This window comes from Cryobacterium fucosi (assembly GCF_004403515.1).
Lineage (GTDB): Bacteria > Actinomycetota > Actinomycetes > Actinomycetales > Microbacteriaceae > Cryobacterium > Cryobacterium fucosi.
Window position 1 is genome coordinate 46,617 of record NZ_SOHH01000039.1, and the last position, 15,199, is coordinate 61,815.

The following is a 15,199-nucleotide window of genomic DNA, read 5'->3' on the forward strand; positions in this document are numbered from 1 at the left end:
TTAGATAACCTCCGGTGCCAACGAGATGATCTTCATGAACTTCTTGTCGCGAAGTTCGCGACCGACCGGTCCGAAGATTCGGGTGCCGCGGGGGTCACCGTCGTTCTTCAAAATCACTGCGGCGTTCTCATCGAACTTGATGTACGAACCGTCTGAACGACGGGTCTGCTTTTTGACGCGAACGACGACGGCCTTGACGACGTCGCCCTTCTTGACGTTTCCGCCGGGGATCGCATCCTTGACCGTGGCGACAATCGTATCGCCCAGTCCGGCGTAGCGACGGCCGGAGCCGCCGAGCACGCGAATGGTCAACAGTTCCTTGGCGCCCGTGTTGTCGGCAACCTTGAGTCGTGATTCTTGCTGAAGCACTTTTTAACTCCTTCTATCAAGCAAGCGCGAGGCTTACTTGGCCTTCTCGAGGATCTCGACCAGGCGCCAGCGCTTGGACGCGCTGAGCGGACGGGTCTCACTGATCAGGACCAGGTCGCCGATGCCGGCGATGTTCGCCTCGTCGTGAGCCTTCAGCTTGGACGTACGGCGGATGACCTTGCCGTACAGGGGGTGCTTCACGCGGTCTTCGACCTCGACGACGATGGTCTTGTCCATCTTGTCGCTGGTCACGTAACCACGCAGCGTCTTGCGGTAGCCGCGAACAATCGCGGTGGTCGCGGTGGTCGCGGTGGTCGAGCTTGTCGAGACCTCAGCCTCGGCAGTGACGACCTTTTCGTCAGTCTTCGCCATGACTAGGCCTCCTTCGTTTCGACGACCTCAGCGACAGCATCCGTTTCGGATTCTGCAGCCTTTGCGGCCTTCTTCGGCTTCTTCTCAGCCTTGTCCGCCTTGGCGGGGGCTTCGACGGGCACGGGAGTCGGGCGAATGCCCAACTCGCGCTCACGGAGAACCGTGTAGATGCGAGCGATGTCGCGCTTGACCGCGCGGAGGCGGCCGTGGCTTTCGAGCTGGCCGGTGGCCGACTGGAAGCGAAGGTTGAACAGTTCTTCCTTCGCCTTCTTCAGCTCGTCGAACAGTCGCTCATTTTCAAAAGTGTCGAGCTCGACCGAGGCGAGCTCCTTGGATCCGATCGCCATTATGCGTCGCCCTCCTCGCGCTTGATGATGCGTGCCTTCAAGGGCAGTTTGTGAATTGCGCGGGTCAGCGCTTCCTTCGCGACGATGTCGGTGACACCGCTCAGCTCAAAGAGGACGCGACCCGGCTTGACGTTGGCGACCCACCACTCGACGGAACCCTTACCGGAACCCATGCGGGTTTCGGCCGGCTTCTTGGTGAGCGGGCGGTCTGGGTAGATGTTGATCCAGACCTTCCCGCCACGCTTGATGTGACGCGTCATGGCGATACGAGCGGACTCGATCTGACGGTTGGTCACGTAAGCGGGCGTGAGTGCCTGGATGCCGTACTCGCCGAACGACAGTTCAGTGCCACCGGTTGCGTGGCCTGTGCGGCCCGGGTGGTGCTGCTTGCGGTGCTTGACTCTGCGTGGAATCAACATGGTTATGCCTCAACTCCTGCTGCAACCGGTGCCGCTGCCTCTGCGCGGGGCGCACGGCGGGGTCGGTCGTCACGTCGTTCGGGGCGGGTCGACTTAGCGTTGGCCTGCTCGCGAGCGAGTTCCTTGTTGGTGATGTCGCCCTTGTAGATCCAGACCTTCACGCCGATGCGGCCGAAGGTGGTCTTGGCTTCGTAGAAGCCGTAGTCGATGTTCGCGCGCAGGGTGTGCAGTGGCACGCGTCCCTCACGGTAGAACTCCGAACGGCTCATTTCGGCGCCACCAAGGCGACCGGAAACCTGGATGCGAACACCCTTGGCGCCGGCGCGCTGGGCGCCCTGCAGGCCCTTGCGCATCGCGCGGCGGAATGCCACACGAGCGGAGAGCTGCTCTGCGATGCCCTGTGCGACGAGCTGAGCGTCGACCTCGGGGTTTTTGACCTCGAGGATGTTCAGCTGGATCTGCTTGGCGGTGAGCTTCTCGAGGTCGGAGCGGATGCGCTCGGCCTCCGCGCCGCGGCGACCGATCACAATGCCCGGACGGGCGGTGTGAATGTCGACGCGAACACGGTCACGTGTGCGCTCGATCTCGATGCGGGACACGCCGGCACGGTCGAGGCTGGTGCTCAACAGTCGGCGGATCTTGACGTCTTCAGCAACGAAGTCGCTGTAACGCTGGCCGGGCTTCGTCGAGTCAGAGAACCATCGCGACACGTGGTCGGTCGTGATTCCCAGACGGAAGCCGTAGGGGTTTACTTTCTGACCCATTACTTCGTACCCTCCTCAGGAGTGGCGAGCACAACGGTGATGTGGCTCGTGCGCTTCTTGATCTGGAATGCGCGACCCTGTGCTCGGGCCTGGAAACGCTTGAGGGTCGTACCCTCATCAACGAACGCCTGGCTGACGAACAGGTCCTGCTCGTCTAGGAAGGTGTTGGCTGCATCTGCCTTGACCCGGGCGTTCGCGATTGCCGAGGCAACCAGCTTGTACACCGGATCGCTCGCACCCTGGGGTGCGAACTTCAGGATTCCCAGGGCCTCATGTGCCTGCTTGCCGCGGATCAGGTTGACAACGCGACGAGCCTTCTGGGGGGTAACGCGGATGTGACGCACGCGTGCGATCGACTCCACCATTTCTTCTCCTCCTTCACGTCCCCGCGCTAGCGGCGACGGCCCTTCTTGTCGTCCTTCACGTGTCCACGGAAGGTGCGGGTGGGCGCGAACTCGCCGAGCTTGTGCCCGACCATGCTCTCGGTGACGAACACCGGGATGTGCTTGCGCCCGTCGTGAACCGCGATGGTGTGCCCAAGCATGCCGGGGATGATCATCGAACGGCGCGACCAGGTCTTGATTACGTTCTTGCTGCTGGCTTCGTTCGCCTTGACAACCTTGCGAAGCAGGTGGTCGTCAACGAACGGGCCCTTCTTGAGACTGCGTGGCATCGTCTACTCCTACTTACGCTTCTTGCCGACGGTACGGCGACGAACGATGAGCTTGTCGCTTTCCTTGTTCGGGTGGCGGGTGCGCCCTTCCTTCTGGCCCCAGGGGCTGACGGGGTGACGTCCACCGGACGTCTTACCCTCGCCACCACCGTGCGGGTGGTCGACCGGGTTCATGGCAACACCACGAACGGTCGGGCGAACGCCTTTCCAGCGCATACGGCCGGCCTTGCCCCAGTTGATGTTCGACTGCTCGGCGTTGCCGACCTCGCCGATCGTGGCGCGGCAGCGGGCGTCGACGTTGCGAATTTCTCCGGACGGCAGGCGCAGCTGGGCGTAGATTCCATCCTTCGCGACGAGGCGAACAGACGATCCGGCGGAGCGGGCCATCTTGGCGCCACCGCCCGGACGCAGCTCGACCGCGTGAATGATGGTACCGGTGGGGATGTTCTTCAGCGGCAGGTTGTTGCCGGGCTTGATGTCAGCACCGGCGCCCGACTCTACGATGTCGCCCTGGTTCAGCTTGTTCGGGGCGATGATGTAGCGCTTGGTTCCATCAAGGAAGTGCAGGAGCGCGATGCGCGCCGTGCGGTTGGGGTCGTACTCGATGTGAGCGACCTTGGCGTTGACGCCATCCTTGTCGTTACGACGGAAGTCGATCAGACGGTACTGGCGCTTGTGTCCACCACCGATGTGGCGAGTGGTGATCCGACCCTGGTTGTTACGGCCACCGGTCTTGGACAGGGGGCGAAGCAGGGACTTCTCCGGGGTCGAACGGGTGATCTCTGCGAAGTCTGCAACAGATGAACCGCGACGACCGGGAGTCGTGGGCTTGAACTTACGAATAGCCATTTCTTATTCCTCTAGTCCGCGCCGCTTAGCCGACGGCCGTGAAGATGTCAATGGAACCGGACTTGAGCGTGACGATGGCACGCTTGGTGTCCTTGCGCTTGCCCTGACCGAACTTCGTGCGACGCGTCTTGCCGATCCGGTTCATGGTGTTGATCGAAGCGACCTCCACCTTGAAGATCTTTTCGATCGCGAGCTTGATCTCGGTCTTGTTGGAGCGCGGGTCCACGATGAAGGTGTACTTACCCTCGTCGATCAGGCCGTAGCTCTTTTCAGAGACGACCGGAGCGATGATGATGTCGCGGGGGTCCTTGTTTGTCGGGGTAGCCATTATGCGGACACCTCTTCCTTCTTGGTCTTGCTCTCCACGAACGCGTCGAACGCGCCCTTGGTGAAGACGATGTCGTCACTGACGAGCACGTCATAGGCATTCAGCTGGTCCCACGGCAGAACGTGCACCGTCGGCAGGTTGCGGATGCTGCGGAGCGTCATTTCGTCCGTGCGTTCCAGAACAACGAGGACGTGCTTGCTGCTGGCGATCTGGCTGAGCAGTCCGATGGCGCCCTTGGTGCTGGGCGTCTCGGCGCTGAACAGTGCAGTCACGACGTGCAGGCGGTCACCACGGGCGCGGTCCGACAGCGATCCGCGCAGTGCTGCCGCGATCATCTTCTTCGGGGTGCGCTGCTCGTAGTTGCGCGGGGTCGGTCCGTGGACGATGCCACCACCGGTCATCTGGGGCGCACGGATCGAGCCCTGACGAGCGCGACCGGTTCCCTTCTGCTTGAACGGCTTGCGGCCGGCACCGGAAACTTCACCACGACGCTTGGTCTTGTGAGTGCCCTGGCGTGCGGCAGCGAGCTGCGCGACGACGACCTGGTGAATCAGCGGGATGTTGGTCTGAACGTCAAAGATTTCGGCGGGCAGCTCAACGGTGCCGGCCTTCTTGCCCTTGGCGTCGATGAGATCGAGTGAGGTAGTCATGCGACTAGGCTCCCTTCACTGCATTGCGGACGAATACGAGGCGGCCCTTGGCGCCGGGAACGGCACCCTTGACCAGCAGGAGGCCCTTTTCGGCATCAACGGCGTGAACCTTGAGGTTCAGCACGGTGACGCGCTCGCCACCCATGCGACCGGCCATGCGCATGCCCTTGAAGACACGGCTCGGGGTCGAGGAAGCACCGATGGAACCGGGCTTGCGGTGGTTGCGGTGTGAACCGTGCGAGGAGGAGACACCCTTGAAGTTGTGACGCTTCATGACACCGGCGAAACCCTTGCCCTTGCTGGTGCCCATGACGTCGACCTTGGTGCCGGCAGCGAAGACACCGTCAACGGTGAGTTCCTGGCCCAGGGTGTAGTCAGCGGCATCCGCGGTGCGGAGCTCGGTGAGGTGACGGCGAGGCGTGACGCCCGCCTTCTCGAAGTGTCCGGCGGAAGGCTTGTTGACCTTGCGCGGGTCGATGGCCCCGGCAGCGATCTGAACGCCGGCGTAGCCGTCGATCTCCGTGCTGCGGATCTGGGTGACAACGTTGGGCGAGATCTCGATGACGGTGACGGGAACGAGCTTGTTGTTCTCGTCCCAGACCTGCGTCATGCCGAGCTTCTTGCCGAGGAGACCCTTGGTGGTCTTGGTATCTGCGTAAGACATCGCGGGCCCTAGAGCTTGATCTCGATGTTGACGTCGGCCGGAAGGTCGAGACGCATGAGCGAGTCGACTGCCTTCGGGGTCGGGTCAATGATGTCGATCAGACGCTTGTGGGTGCGCATTTCAAAGTGCTCCCGGCTGTCCTTGTACTTGTGAGGGGAACGGATGACACACACCACGTTCTTCTCGGTCGGAAGCGGCACGGGGCCGACGACGGTCGCGCCCGCACGGGTCACGGTGTCGACGATCTTGCGCGCCGAGATGTCGATGACCTCGTGGTCATACGACTTCAGTCGAATGCGGATTTTCTGTCCCGCCATGTCGAACTCTCTTTCTTGTCAAGGCTTCGTACATCCCGAAGGCTGCATTGGACGCCGTAGTAGCACTGCTGCTGTCGCACCACTGTTCATCTGTCAATTTCGATTCATCGCGCCGCAGCCGGTGGGCCGCACCACTTCGAACCGTGCCATCTCCCGCTCCATGCCGGGGCATGGAGGAAGGCATGGATTTCCCATACCGTCCCGGTTGTTGGTTTGAGCTCTGTTCTGCTACCCGCGGCCTAGCTGCGTATCCCGGCGTATCTTCCCGCCTGACACCAGCTATGCACTGCCTGGCAGTGATCCCGACACCGCGTGCAGCGCGGCAGTCGAAAGTGTTGAACTAGAAGAGTCTGCCACAGGCTCTGCCCTTTCTGCAACCCGGGCGTGTCGCGGGCGGCGTGTCGCCCCTCCCCCTCTCGCCGAACGCGCCTCCCCCCTCGCACCGAGCGCGCCACTTCCGCCGTTGCGCGCCCGGCATGCCTGGCGCGCAGCGGCGCACCTGGGGCGTTCGGCCGATCCGGACTGGCCGATGCCCTGGTCACCACGCGCGCAGTGTGGGCCGGGTGATCGGCAACCCGAACTCGAGCAAGCGCGTGCGCAGCCGCACCCTACTTACAGAGACGGCGAACGGCCAGCGCGCGAATCCGTGAACCTGCCGCCGCACTCCGTCTTCCCTCAGCTTCTCAGCCCAGAGCACCTGCTCAGGCGTGCGCCCATCGCGCATCACCGGGTCGAAGTATTTGACCTTGCCATCGGCTTCCCCCACCTTGTCCTCGTCGGGGAAATAGAAGTCGACGAAGACCTCGGCGCCGTCGACGGCGAACGGATGCTGGAGCACCGGCTCAGGGAAGCCGTTCAGGGCGATGTTGACTCGGCTTGCCGATTCGTTCGGCGACCCGGCCAGGTGGCTCGCGAAATCGATCACGGCCTTCGCGCGCGCTGAGCCGCGAAATGGAAGCATTCGCGCCCAGGCCTCGTAGAGTTCCGTCTTCGTGGCGAGGACCGCGCGCTGCCCCCGGCGGTCGGCGTATAGCGCCCGGTCGGCCACGACGACGGCCGATTGGAGGTCGAGCGCGGCGGCCACGTCCACAACCGTGCGCGCCACTGTCGTGACCTGGAGCCCGTTGAGCACGGTGACGTCCCGGGGATCGATGTGGACCGCGTGCTTGCGAATGCCGGGCTTTGATCTGCCCCCGGCCGCCCGAGGAACGATGAAATGGACCTCGCTTGGAGGCCCGAAAAGAAACGGGAGGCCATGAAGCACGGCCGCCGACTGATGCGAGAGCACGAGGTCTCTCTGTCGTGCGGCCGCCGCCGCGCACACCACAACGGCGTACCGCTCCTCGTTCCGGAGCGTGTCCCATTGGCCCCGAGGAAAATACTGCCCGCGGGAGACGCGATGGAACTCACCACGCTTCGCACTACGACGCAGTCTGAGATCCGCGCCGAAGGTCCGCGTGTAGTCGGCCACTGAGACCAGTCGGTCGGCCGGATTGTCGGAATGCGCGGGTGTCATGCGCCCACTGTGCGGGCGACGTGCTCGCCCCCGGCACGGCAGCCGTGATCTGTGGACAACGGCCAGCATCCGTCACCTGTGAGTGGATGCTGTCCGGCCCGAGCGCGCCAGTTGCGCCGCTTCGCTCCCGGTGTGCCTGGCGCGCAGCGGCGAAGTTGGCGCGCTCGACTGAGCGGCCGTTCGCGATCTGTGCCAGGGGCTACTCGTCGCCGATCTTCTCGTCGGCGGCGGCACGGGCACCCTCGATCTGTTCATCGAACTTGCCGCCGGTGACCTTGTTGGCGAGGTCCGCGACGCCGCCGAGCAGCTTGTCGCTGACGCCCTCGGCCTGCTCGCTGTTCAGGGCTTCCTTGACCTTGTTGTCGCCCAGGAAGTCCTGTGCCTTTTTGGTGATGTCTTCGAGTCCCATGGTGTTCTTCCTGTCCGGGCCGCGTCGTTGCTGCCGAGTCAAAAGTAGAGCAGGACTCCGCCCAGCACAAGGAGATTCCGGGTGCGCAAGGGGGGCCGGCTGCGAAGGACCGACCCGCTGATCTCGACGAGCTCGATCACCGAACTCCGAGCTCGATCACCGAACTGCGAGCTCGATCACCGGCGGTAGGGACGAAAAAGGGGCCGGCCCCGAAGGACCGACCCCCTGATCTCGACAAGCTCGATCACCGAACTGCAAGCTCGATCACCGAGGTGACCGCGCCGCGAAGGGAACTACTTGATGATCTTCGTGACCGTTCCGGCGCCGACGGTGCGGCCACCTTCACGAATGGCGAAGCCGAGGCCCTCTTCCATGGCGATCGGCTGGATCAGCGCGACGTTCATGTCGGTGGTGTCGCCGGGCATGACCATCTCGGTGCCCTCGGGCAGCGTGATGACGCCGGTGACGTCCGTGGTGCGGAAGTAGAACTGCGGACGGTAGTTCGCGTAGAACGGGTTGTGACGGCCGCCCTCTTCCTTTGACAGGATGTACGCGGTGCCCTCGAAGTCGGTGTGCGGCGTGACCGAACCCGGCTTGACGACGACCTGGCCACGCTCGACGTCCTCGCGCTTGGTGCCACGAAGAAGCAGACCACAGTTCTCGCCGGCCCATGCCTCGTCGAGCTGCTTGTGGAACATCTCGATACCAGTGACCGTGGTCTTGATGGTCGGGCGGATGCCGACAACCTCGACCTCGGAGTTGATCTTGAGGGTTCCACGCTCGGCGCGGCCGGTGACGACGGTTCCACGACCGGTGATCGTGAAGACGTCCTCGATCGGCATCAGGAAGGGCTTGTCCTTGTCGCGGACGGGCTCCGGGAAGTACTCGTCGACGGCCGTCATCAGCTCGAGGATGTTGCCGACCCACTTCGGGTCGCCTTCCAGGGCCTTGAGTGCGGAAACGCGGATGACGGGAGCGTTGTCGCCGTCGAAGCCCTGCGCGGTGAGGAGTTCGCGAACCTCGAGCTCGACGAGCTCAAGGATCTCTTCGTCGTCGACCATGTCGGACTTGTTCAGCGCGACGAGCAGGGACGGCACGCCGACCTGCTTCGCGAGCAGAACGTGCTCACGGGTCTGGGCCATCGGGCCGTCGGTGGCGGCAACCACGAGGATCGCGCCGTCCATCTGGGCAGCACCGGTGATCATGTTCTTGATGTAGTCAGCGTGGCCGGGTGCGTCAACGTGCGCATAGTGACGCTTCTCGGTCTCGTACTCGACGTGCGAGATATTGATCGTGATGCCGCGCTGGCGTTCTTCCGGAGCCGAGTCGATCGACGCGAAGTCGCGCTGAACGTTCGTCTTGGACGGGAACGTGTCGGCCAGGACCTTGGAGATCGCTGCAGTCAGCGTGGTCTTTCCGTGGTCAACGTGACCGATCGTTCCGATGTTTACGTGCGGCTTGGTCCGCTCGAACTTGGCCTTGGCCACTGTGGGTCCTCCTCAGGACTCTCGGCTTCACCGACCGCTGGTTTGCGGCCGGTGAACCTGCTGGATTTGTGTACTTATGCTACTCGGGCCGGGAGGCCTAAGCGATTTGGGCCCGAAGGCCCCAGGCTATTCGCCCTTGTTCTTCTGGATGATCTCTTCGGCTACAGCCTTCGGGACCTCCGCATAGCTCTCGAACGTCATCGAGTACACGGCGCGGCCGGAGGTCTTGGACCTCAGGTCGCCGATGTAGCCGAACATCTCCGAAAGTGGAACATGGGCGCGAATTACCTTCACACCGCTTGCGTCCTCCATGGTTTGGATCTGACCGCGGCGCGAGTTGAGGTCGCCGATTACGTCACCCATGTATTCCTCAGGGGTGCGTACTTCGACACTCATCAACGGCTCGAGCAGAACCGGGTCTGCCTTACGAACGGCTTCCTTGAAGCCCATCGATCCGGCAATCTTGAACGCCATCTCCGAAGAGTCGACGTCGTGCGCGGCGCCGTCAAGCAGGCTTGCCTTGACGCCGACCATCGGGTAGCCGGCCAGGACGCCGACGTGCAGCGCGTCCTGGATTCCTGCGTCCACCGAGGGGATGTACTCCCTGGGGATGCGGCCACCCGTGACCTTGTTCACGAACTCGTAGCTCTTCTCGGCGGTGATCTCGAGCGGCTCGATCGCGATCTGAATCTTCGCGAACTGCCCGGATCCACCGGTCTGCTTCTTGTGCGTGTAGTCGTGACGCTCGACCGCCCTGCGGATGGTCTCGCGGTATGCGACCTGGGGCTTGCCGACGTTGGCTTCGACGTTGAATTCACGCCGCATCCGGTCGACCAGGATGTCCAGGTGCAGTTCGCCCATTCCCTTGATGACCGTCTGACCAGTTTCCTGGTTCTGCTCGGTGCGGAAGGTCGGGTCTTCTTCGGCCAGCTTCTGGATCGCGAGACCCAGCTTTTCCTGGTCCTGCTTGGTCTTGGGCTCGATCGCAACCTCGATGACCGGGTCAGGGAACGTCATCGACTCGAGCACGACCTGGTTGTTCGGGTCGCACAGGGTGTCGCCGGTGGTCGTGTCCTTGAGGCCGATGACCGCGTAGATGTGACCGGCGGTCACGAAGGCCACCGGGTTCTCTTTGTTGGCGTGCATCTGGAAGATCTTGCCGATGCGCTCCTTCTTGCCCTTGGTCGAGTTGATGACCTGGGCGCCGGAGTCGAGGTGACCGGAGTACACGCGAACGTAGGTCAGGCGACCGAAGAACGGGTGCACGGCAACCTTGAACGCGAGGGCCGTGAACGGCTCGGTCGCATCCGGGTGGCGCATGATGACCTTCTCCTCGTCACGCGGGTCGTGCGCCTCGATGGCGGGCACGTCGAGCGGGGTGGGGAGGTAGTCGATGACGGCGTCGAGCATCGGCTGGACGCCGCGGTTCTTGAACGCCGAGCCACAGAGGACCGGGTAGATCTCGCTGTTGACGGTGAGCTTGCGGATTGCGTGCTTGATCTCGGAGACGGTGAGCTCTTCGCCGGAGAAGTACTTCTCCATGAGGTCGTCGTCGGTTTCGGCGACGGTCTCGAGCAGGAGCTTGCGGTACGAGGCGGCCTGGTCGACGAGGTCGGCCGGGATCTCTTCGATGGCGTACTTGGAGCCCATCTCGACGTCACCCTTGGAGTCGCCGCGCCAGGTCAGCGCACGCATCTCGACGAGGTCGACAACACCTTCGAAGGTGTTCTCGGCGCCGATCGGCAACTGGATGACGAGCGGCTTCGCGCCGAGGCGCTTCACGATGGTGTCGACGGTGTAGAAGAAGTCGGCGCCGAGCTTGTCCATCTTGTTGACGAAGCAGATGCGGGGCACGTCGTACTTGTCGGCCTGGCGCCAGACGGTCTCGGACTGGGGCTCGACGCCCTCCTTGCCGTCGAACACGGCGACGGCGCCGTCGAGGACGCGGAGCGAACGCTCCACCTCGACGGTGAAGTCAACGTGGCCGGGGGTGTCGATGATGTTGATCTGGTTCTCAGCCCAGAAACAGGTCGTCGCGGCAGACGTGATGGTGATGCCACGTTCCTGCTCCTGCGCCATCCAGTCCATGGTCGAGGCGCCGTCGTGCGTCTCGCCGATCTTGTGATTGACACCCGTGTAGTACAGGATGCGCTCAGTGACGGTGGTCTTGCCAGCATCAATGTGAGCCATGATGCCGATGTTGCGGACCTTACTCAGGTCGGTGAGCACGTCAAGTGCCACGGGGGTCCTCCGGAAGTTTTTGTAAAAGATGAGGTTGAACAGGCGTTCGCTGGTCGAGCTTGTCGAGACCATGGTCTCGACAAGCTCGACCAGCGGCGGACGACTACCAGCGGTAGTGAGCGAAGGCCTTGTTCGCCTCGGCCATCTTGTGCGTGTCTTCGCGGCGCTTCACAGCGGCGCCGAGGCCGTTGGACGCGTCGAGGATTTCATTGGTGAGGCGCTCCGTCATGGTTTTCTCGCGACGAGCCTTGGCGTAGCTGGTCAACCAGCGGAGGGCCAGGGTGTTGGCGCGGTGCGGCTTGACTTCGACCGGAACCTGGTAGGTGGAACCACCGACGCGACGCGAACGCACCTCGAGGGTGGGGCGCACGTTGTCGAGCGCCTTCTTCAGCGTGACGACGGCATCCGCACCATTCTTGGCGACGACGCCCTCGAGTGCATCGTAAACGATGCGCTCGGCGAGGCCCTTTTTGCCGTCGAGGAGGATTTTGTTGACGAGCTGAGAGACGATGGGGGCGCCGTATACCGGGTCAGCGATAACGGGACGCTTGGGCGCTGGGCCTTTACGAGGCATTACTTCTTCTCCATCTTGGCGCCGTAGCGGCTACGAGCCTGCTTGCGGTTCTTGACGGCCTGGGTGTCCAGCGCGCCGCGAACGATCTTGTATCGAACACCGGGGAGGTCCTTGACGCGACCGCCGCGGACGAGCACCATCGAGTGCTCCTGCAGGTTGTGACCCTCGCCGGGGATGTAGGCGGTGACCTCTGTGCCGTTCGACAGCTTGACGCGGGCGACCTTGCGGAGAGCCGAGTTCGGCTTCTTCGGGGTGGTCGTGTAGACACGGGTGCACACGCCGCGCTGCTGGGGGTTGGACTTCAGGGCGGGAGCCTTGGTCTTGGTGACCTTGGGGCTGCGGCCCTTTCTGACCAACTGCTGAATGGTGGGCACTAATTACTCCTTGATTTTGCTGCACGGTGACAGCTCTGTGATGGTTAGCATTCGAATCGGGAACGTTTCCGGCCGAATCGAGTTCATCTGGACCCGCCGGCACGCACGGAACAAGTTCCGTTTGTTGAGGTGGGTATGCCGTGGGGGCTGCTCGGAGAGCAAACCCTGTATGCGTGCCGTATCTGCGCGCCTAAGGTGCAGCACGACGGTATCGCGGTGGCATGACTCAAGCGCACGACAAAGCGCACACCACGAAATACTAACTCGGCAGTGGCAGCCCGGTCAAATGGATTGCGGGGTCACGGTGATCGAGGTTGCCCGGTGATCGAGGTTGCCCGGTGATCGAGCCTGTCGAGATCCGGCCTGGTCTCGACAAGCTCGACCACCGACGGGGGGCAGGTCTCGACGAGCTCGACCACCGACGGGGGGGGCAGGTCTCGACGAGCTCGACCACCGAGGGGCAGGTCTCGACCACCGACGGGCTGGTCTCGACAAGCTCGACCACCGGGATTCAGATGCTGCGCGGCCAGATCGGCGAATCGAGCGCCGTGTCGAGGTCGGCGAGGAGGGCCAGCACCCACGGTTCGACGAATTCGGTGACGGCCTGGCGCATCCGGTCCCGGTGTCGGAACAGCTCGGCGCAGACCCGGCTGCCGATCAGGGCCGCGTGTTCGTCGGCCAGTTTCAGCTCGGTGCGGATGGCCGCCTTCTCCTCCGTCGTGAGCGGCGGCGGCACGGATGCGGCGGCCGCGGCCTGATCGGGGCGGGCGAGCTCGGCGAAGGTGAAGAGGTAGGGCGCGTCCGTTGCGGTGGGCGGGTCGAGGTCGAGGCCCTTGTACTCGGGGTCGAGGCCCTCGGTGGGGTGGTAGCTCGCGGCCGCCTTCCGTTCCTCGTTGAGACGGATCTCCCGGCTGAGCAGGGGCAGGTTGAGCTCCGTGTATTCGTCGACGGCGGCATCGATGACGAGCTTCACGCGCATGGCGAGGGCGTGCTGCACTGCGTGCGGGACATCCGTGGCCAGTCCGGCGGCGACGATGACCGGCGAGCCGAAGCAGGTGCGGCAGAGGCGGGAACGGCCGCGGTGCGTGCCGGGGCGCCAGCGCGGGAGCCAACGCAGCCAGTTGTCAACCTCATGGCTGACTCGTGCCTCGATGGATCCGTCCATGGACGTTAAGGATAGCCGCTCGACGTCCGCAATGGGCGTTCCGCCGGAAATCATCGGCGCCCGTGGATCAGGGTTCGCCGCGACGTTCCCAGGGCCAGAGCGGGCGTCCGTGCTCCCCCACCCGCGAGGCCAGGATCACCGAGTAGAGCAGGGTCACGACGAAGGCGAGCACCCCGGTCACCGCGGCAAACGGTCGGGCCAGTGTGGTCTCCGCGAAGGTGAGCGCGTCGAACGCCTGGCCACTGGTCACCGGATAGAGGACCGCTCCGACGACGATGAACACGGCGAAAGCCGACGCCCCGGTCCCGAGCGAGTAGCCGACGGCGACCCGCTGCCGATTGGGGCGATCACGTAGCCCGAGCGTGACCATGAGCACGAAAACCAGGAGCACCGCGGCGGCGGCCATGCTCGGCCCGACCAGCGGGCCGGCATCCGTTTCGCTGATGACGTCGAGGTTGGTGGCGAGGCTGATCATGCCGAACGCCGCCACGATCAGCGCGCCGTAGAGCACCGCCGCGAAGACCGCGACGATCGCGGCGTACTTCTGGTAGTCACGCATCGCAACCCCCTCTCCGCGACTCCGTGCAGCCCGACCTGCGTCGTGCCTGGGTTAGTTGGGGCGGATGCGTTAGTTGGAGCGGATGCCCTGTGGTCCGTCGGCGAGGATGCGGTCGTACTCGGCCTTGGCGGTGGCGTTGCGCGCGGTGACGGAGCGGCCGCGGCGGGCGATCCAGGCGCCGGCCCAGATCGGCACCTCGCGGGCCACGACGGCGGCGGCGATCGCGCCCGGGTTCAGCCACTGCTGGCTGATGAAGCGGTACGCCTCGTCGGGCGTGAAGTTCCACGCCTGCACACTGAGCAGGGCCGCGCCGATGTAGGAGAAGTAGACGGCGACGGCCACCAGGAAGCCGAAGAGCACGTAGGCCCACCAGCCGCCACGGTTGACGATCGCGATCAGCAGGGCGAAGGCGATGAAGAAGACGATCGCCGGGACGTAGAAGATCGGCAGCACGATGAAGTCGGTGAACTTCGACGTGGTGTCCGAGAGTGAGCCGCTGCCGATGCCGGAGAGCGCCAGGGCAACGAGCGCGTAGATGGCGGCGAAGATTGCCGTGCCGAGGAGCGCGATCAGGATGCCGGCGCCACGGTTGCCCTTGTACTTGGGCGGAGTGGGCGCCTGGATGTACACCGGCGGCTGCACCGTCGTGTTCGTCGGGGCGTAGGCCTGGGTCGGCTCGGCCTGCTGGGTGTACGGCGCCGGCTGCTCGCGGGTGGGCGAGTCGTCGCTGGCGAGCGTGGCGGCACCGGTGCCGCCGAGCGTGGCGGCCGGCACATAGGTTTCGCGTTTGACCGAGTCGGCGGAGACCGGCGCGGGGGCGTAGTCTTGGGTGGCGGCGGAATCGGGCGCGTCGTAGGAGATCGGCTCGCCGACCGGCTCGGCCGGGTGGGCGGATGCTGCGGGTGCGGCCGAGTGAGATCCGGTGCCGGTGAAGTCGGCGGCATCCGTGCGCTCGGTGCTCTCCCCGTTGTCTGCGTTCCCAGCGCGGTCGACGCGCTCGCCGGAGTTGTTCGGTGCTTCCGCGTCGGGGTTGCGGTTGCCCTCAGGGGGCGTTGTGTTGCTCATGCTGCACTCCTTGTGGTTGGCCGTGACCGTCAGCAGTAACCTTAGCAACGCGAATCC

Annotated in this window: 21 protein-coding genes; all 21 read right to left on the reverse strand. The window is 64.1% G+C overall.

All coding sequences use genetic code 11. The annotated features are described in order from the left end of the window. Nucleotides 1-369: a 50S ribosomal protein L14 gene (rplN, locus tag E3T48_RS04455; RefSeq protein WP_134508221.1), complete on the reverse strand. Its 369-nt coding sequence runs from the start codon at nucleotides 367-369 to the stop codon at nucleotides 1-3. Between the two features lie 33 nt (nucleotides 370-402). Continuing rightward, nucleotides 403-741 (reverse strand): 30S ribosomal protein S17, encoded by a 339-nt coding sequence (gene rpsQ / locus E3T48_RS04460; protein WP_277613512.1) that lies wholly within the window; start codon nucleotides 739-741, stop codon nucleotides 403-405. A 2-nt stretch (nucleotides 742-743) separates the two neighbouring features. Next, on the reverse strand, nucleotides 744-1,088 hold the full coding sequence (gene rpmC / locus E3T48_RS04465) for a 50S ribosomal protein L29 (protein WP_134522637.1): 345 nt from the start codon (nucleotides 1,086-1,088) through the stop codon (nucleotides 744-746). Beyond that, nucleotides 1,088-1,507, reverse strand: a complete 420-nt coding sequence (gene rplP / locus E3T48_RS04470; RefSeq protein ID WP_134508227.1) for a 50S ribosomal protein L16 — start codon at nucleotides 1,505-1,507, stop codon at nucleotides 1,088-1,090. The genes rpmC and rplP overlap by 1 nt, the downstream gene beginning before the upstream one ends. A gap of 2 nt (nucleotides 1,508-1,509) precedes the next feature. Beyond that, nucleotides 1,510-2,271, reverse strand: coding sequence for a 30S ribosomal protein S3 (rpsC, locus tag E3T48_RS04475; protein WP_104100964.1), 762 nt, complete (start codon nucleotides 2,269-2,271; stop codon nucleotides 1,510-1,512). Then, nucleotides 2,271-2,636: a 50S ribosomal protein L22 gene (gene rplV, locus E3T48_RS04480; protein ID WP_134369265.1), complete on the reverse strand. Its 366-nt coding sequence runs from the start codon at nucleotides 2,634-2,636 to the stop codon at nucleotides 2,271-2,273. Before rplV ends, rpsC begins: the two co-directional genes overlap by 1 nt. A 26-nt stretch (nucleotides 2,637-2,662) precedes the next feature. Then, nucleotides 2,663-2,944, reverse strand: a complete 282-nt coding sequence (gene rpsS / locus E3T48_RS04485) for a 30S ribosomal protein S19 (RefSeq protein WP_104100966.1) — start codon at nucleotides 2,942-2,944, stop codon at nucleotides 2,663-2,665. A 9-nt stretch (nucleotides 2,945-2,953) separates the two neighbouring features. Next, nucleotides 2,954-3,793, reverse strand: coding sequence for a 50S ribosomal protein L2 (rplB, locus tag E3T48_RS04490; RefSeq protein ID WP_134508229.1), 840 nt, complete (start codon nucleotides 3,791-3,793; stop codon nucleotides 2,954-2,956). A 25-nt stretch (nucleotides 3,794-3,818) separates the two neighbouring features. Further along, on the reverse strand, nucleotides 3,819-4,121 hold the full coding sequence (gene rplW / locus E3T48_RS04495) for a 50S ribosomal protein L23 (protein ID WP_134522638.1): 303 nt from the start codon (nucleotides 4,119-4,121) through the stop codon (nucleotides 3,819-3,821). Beyond that, on the reverse strand, nucleotides 4,121-4,771 hold the full coding sequence (gene rplD / locus E3T48_RS04500; RefSeq protein WP_134522639.1) for a 50S ribosomal protein L4: 651 nt from the start codon (nucleotides 4,769-4,771) through the stop codon (nucleotides 4,121-4,123). The genes rplW and rplD overlap by 1 nt, the downstream gene beginning before the upstream one ends. Before the next feature lie 4 nt (nucleotides 4,772-4,775). After that, entirely contained in the window at nucleotides 4,776-5,435 is a 660-nt protein-coding gene (gene rplC / locus E3T48_RS04505; RefSeq protein WP_134522640.1) for a 50S ribosomal protein L3, read from the reverse strand. Nucleotides 5,436-5,443: 8 nt separating this feature from the next. Beyond that, complete coding sequence (gene rpsJ / locus E3T48_RS04510) at nucleotides 5,444-5,752, reverse strand: 30S ribosomal protein S10 (protein ID WP_035834607.1); 309 nt, start codon at nucleotides 5,750-5,752, stop codon at nucleotides 5,444-5,446. Nucleotides 5,753-6,290: 538 nt separating this feature from the next. Next, on the reverse strand, nucleotides 6,291-7,223 hold the full coding sequence (locus E3T48_RS04515) for a hypothetical protein (RefSeq protein ID WP_134522641.1): 933 nt from the start codon (nucleotides 7,221-7,223) through the stop codon (nucleotides 6,291-6,293). A gap of 244 nt (nucleotides 7,224-7,467) precedes the next feature. Next, nucleotides 7,468-7,677, reverse strand: coding sequence for an Rv0909 family putative TA system antitoxin (locus E3T48_RS04520; protein ID WP_134522642.1), 210 nt, complete (start codon nucleotides 7,675-7,677; stop codon nucleotides 7,468-7,470). Nucleotides 7,678-7,970: 293 nt separating this feature from the next. Then, on the reverse strand, nucleotides 7,971-9,164 hold the full coding sequence (tuf, locus tag E3T48_RS04525) for an elongation factor Tu (protein WP_134522643.1): 1,194 nt from the start codon (nucleotides 9,162-9,164) through the stop codon (nucleotides 7,971-7,973). A gap of 126 nt (nucleotides 9,165-9,290) precedes the next feature. Then, the gene (gene fusA / locus E3T48_RS04530; protein WP_134522644.1) at nucleotides 9,291-11,405 is read right to left on the reverse strand and encodes an elongation factor G; all 2,115 of its coding nucleotides are present in this window, start codon (nucleotides 11,403-11,405) and stop codon (nucleotides 9,291-9,293) included. Between the two features lie 103 nt (nucleotides 11,406-11,508). Further along, nucleotides 11,509-11,979, reverse strand: a complete 471-nt coding sequence (gene rpsG, locus E3T48_RS04535) for a 30S ribosomal protein S7 (RefSeq protein WP_066597688.1) — start codon at nucleotides 11,977-11,979, stop codon at nucleotides 11,509-11,511. Continuing rightward, entirely contained in the window at nucleotides 11,979-12,353 is a 375-nt protein-coding gene (rpsL, locus tag E3T48_RS04540; protein WP_055811472.1) for a 30S ribosomal protein S12, read from the reverse strand. Before rpsL ends, rpsG begins: the two co-directional genes overlap by 1 nt. Nucleotides 12,354-12,864: 511 nt before the next feature. Continuing rightward, on the reverse strand, nucleotides 12,865-13,518 hold the full coding sequence (locus E3T48_RS04545) for a spermidine/putrescine ABC transporter substrate-binding protein (RefSeq protein WP_134522645.1): 654 nt from the start codon (nucleotides 13,516-13,518) through the stop codon (nucleotides 12,865-12,867). A 67-nt stretch (nucleotides 13,519-13,585) separates the two neighbouring features. Next, nucleotides 13,586-14,077 carry a DUF6121 family protein gene (locus tag E3T48_RS04550; protein ID WP_134522646.1) on the reverse strand — a complete coding sequence of 164 codons (492 nt, stop codon included), beginning with the start codon at nucleotides 14,075-14,077 and terminating at the stop codon, nucleotides 13,586-13,588. Nucleotides 14,078-14,146: 69 nt separating this feature from the next. Further along, nucleotides 14,147-15,142, reverse strand: a complete 996-nt coding sequence (locus E3T48_RS04555; protein ID WP_134522647.1) for a hypothetical protein — start codon at nucleotides 15,140-15,142, stop codon at nucleotides 14,147-14,149. Between the last annotated feature and the right edge of the window lie 57 nt (nucleotides 15,143-15,199).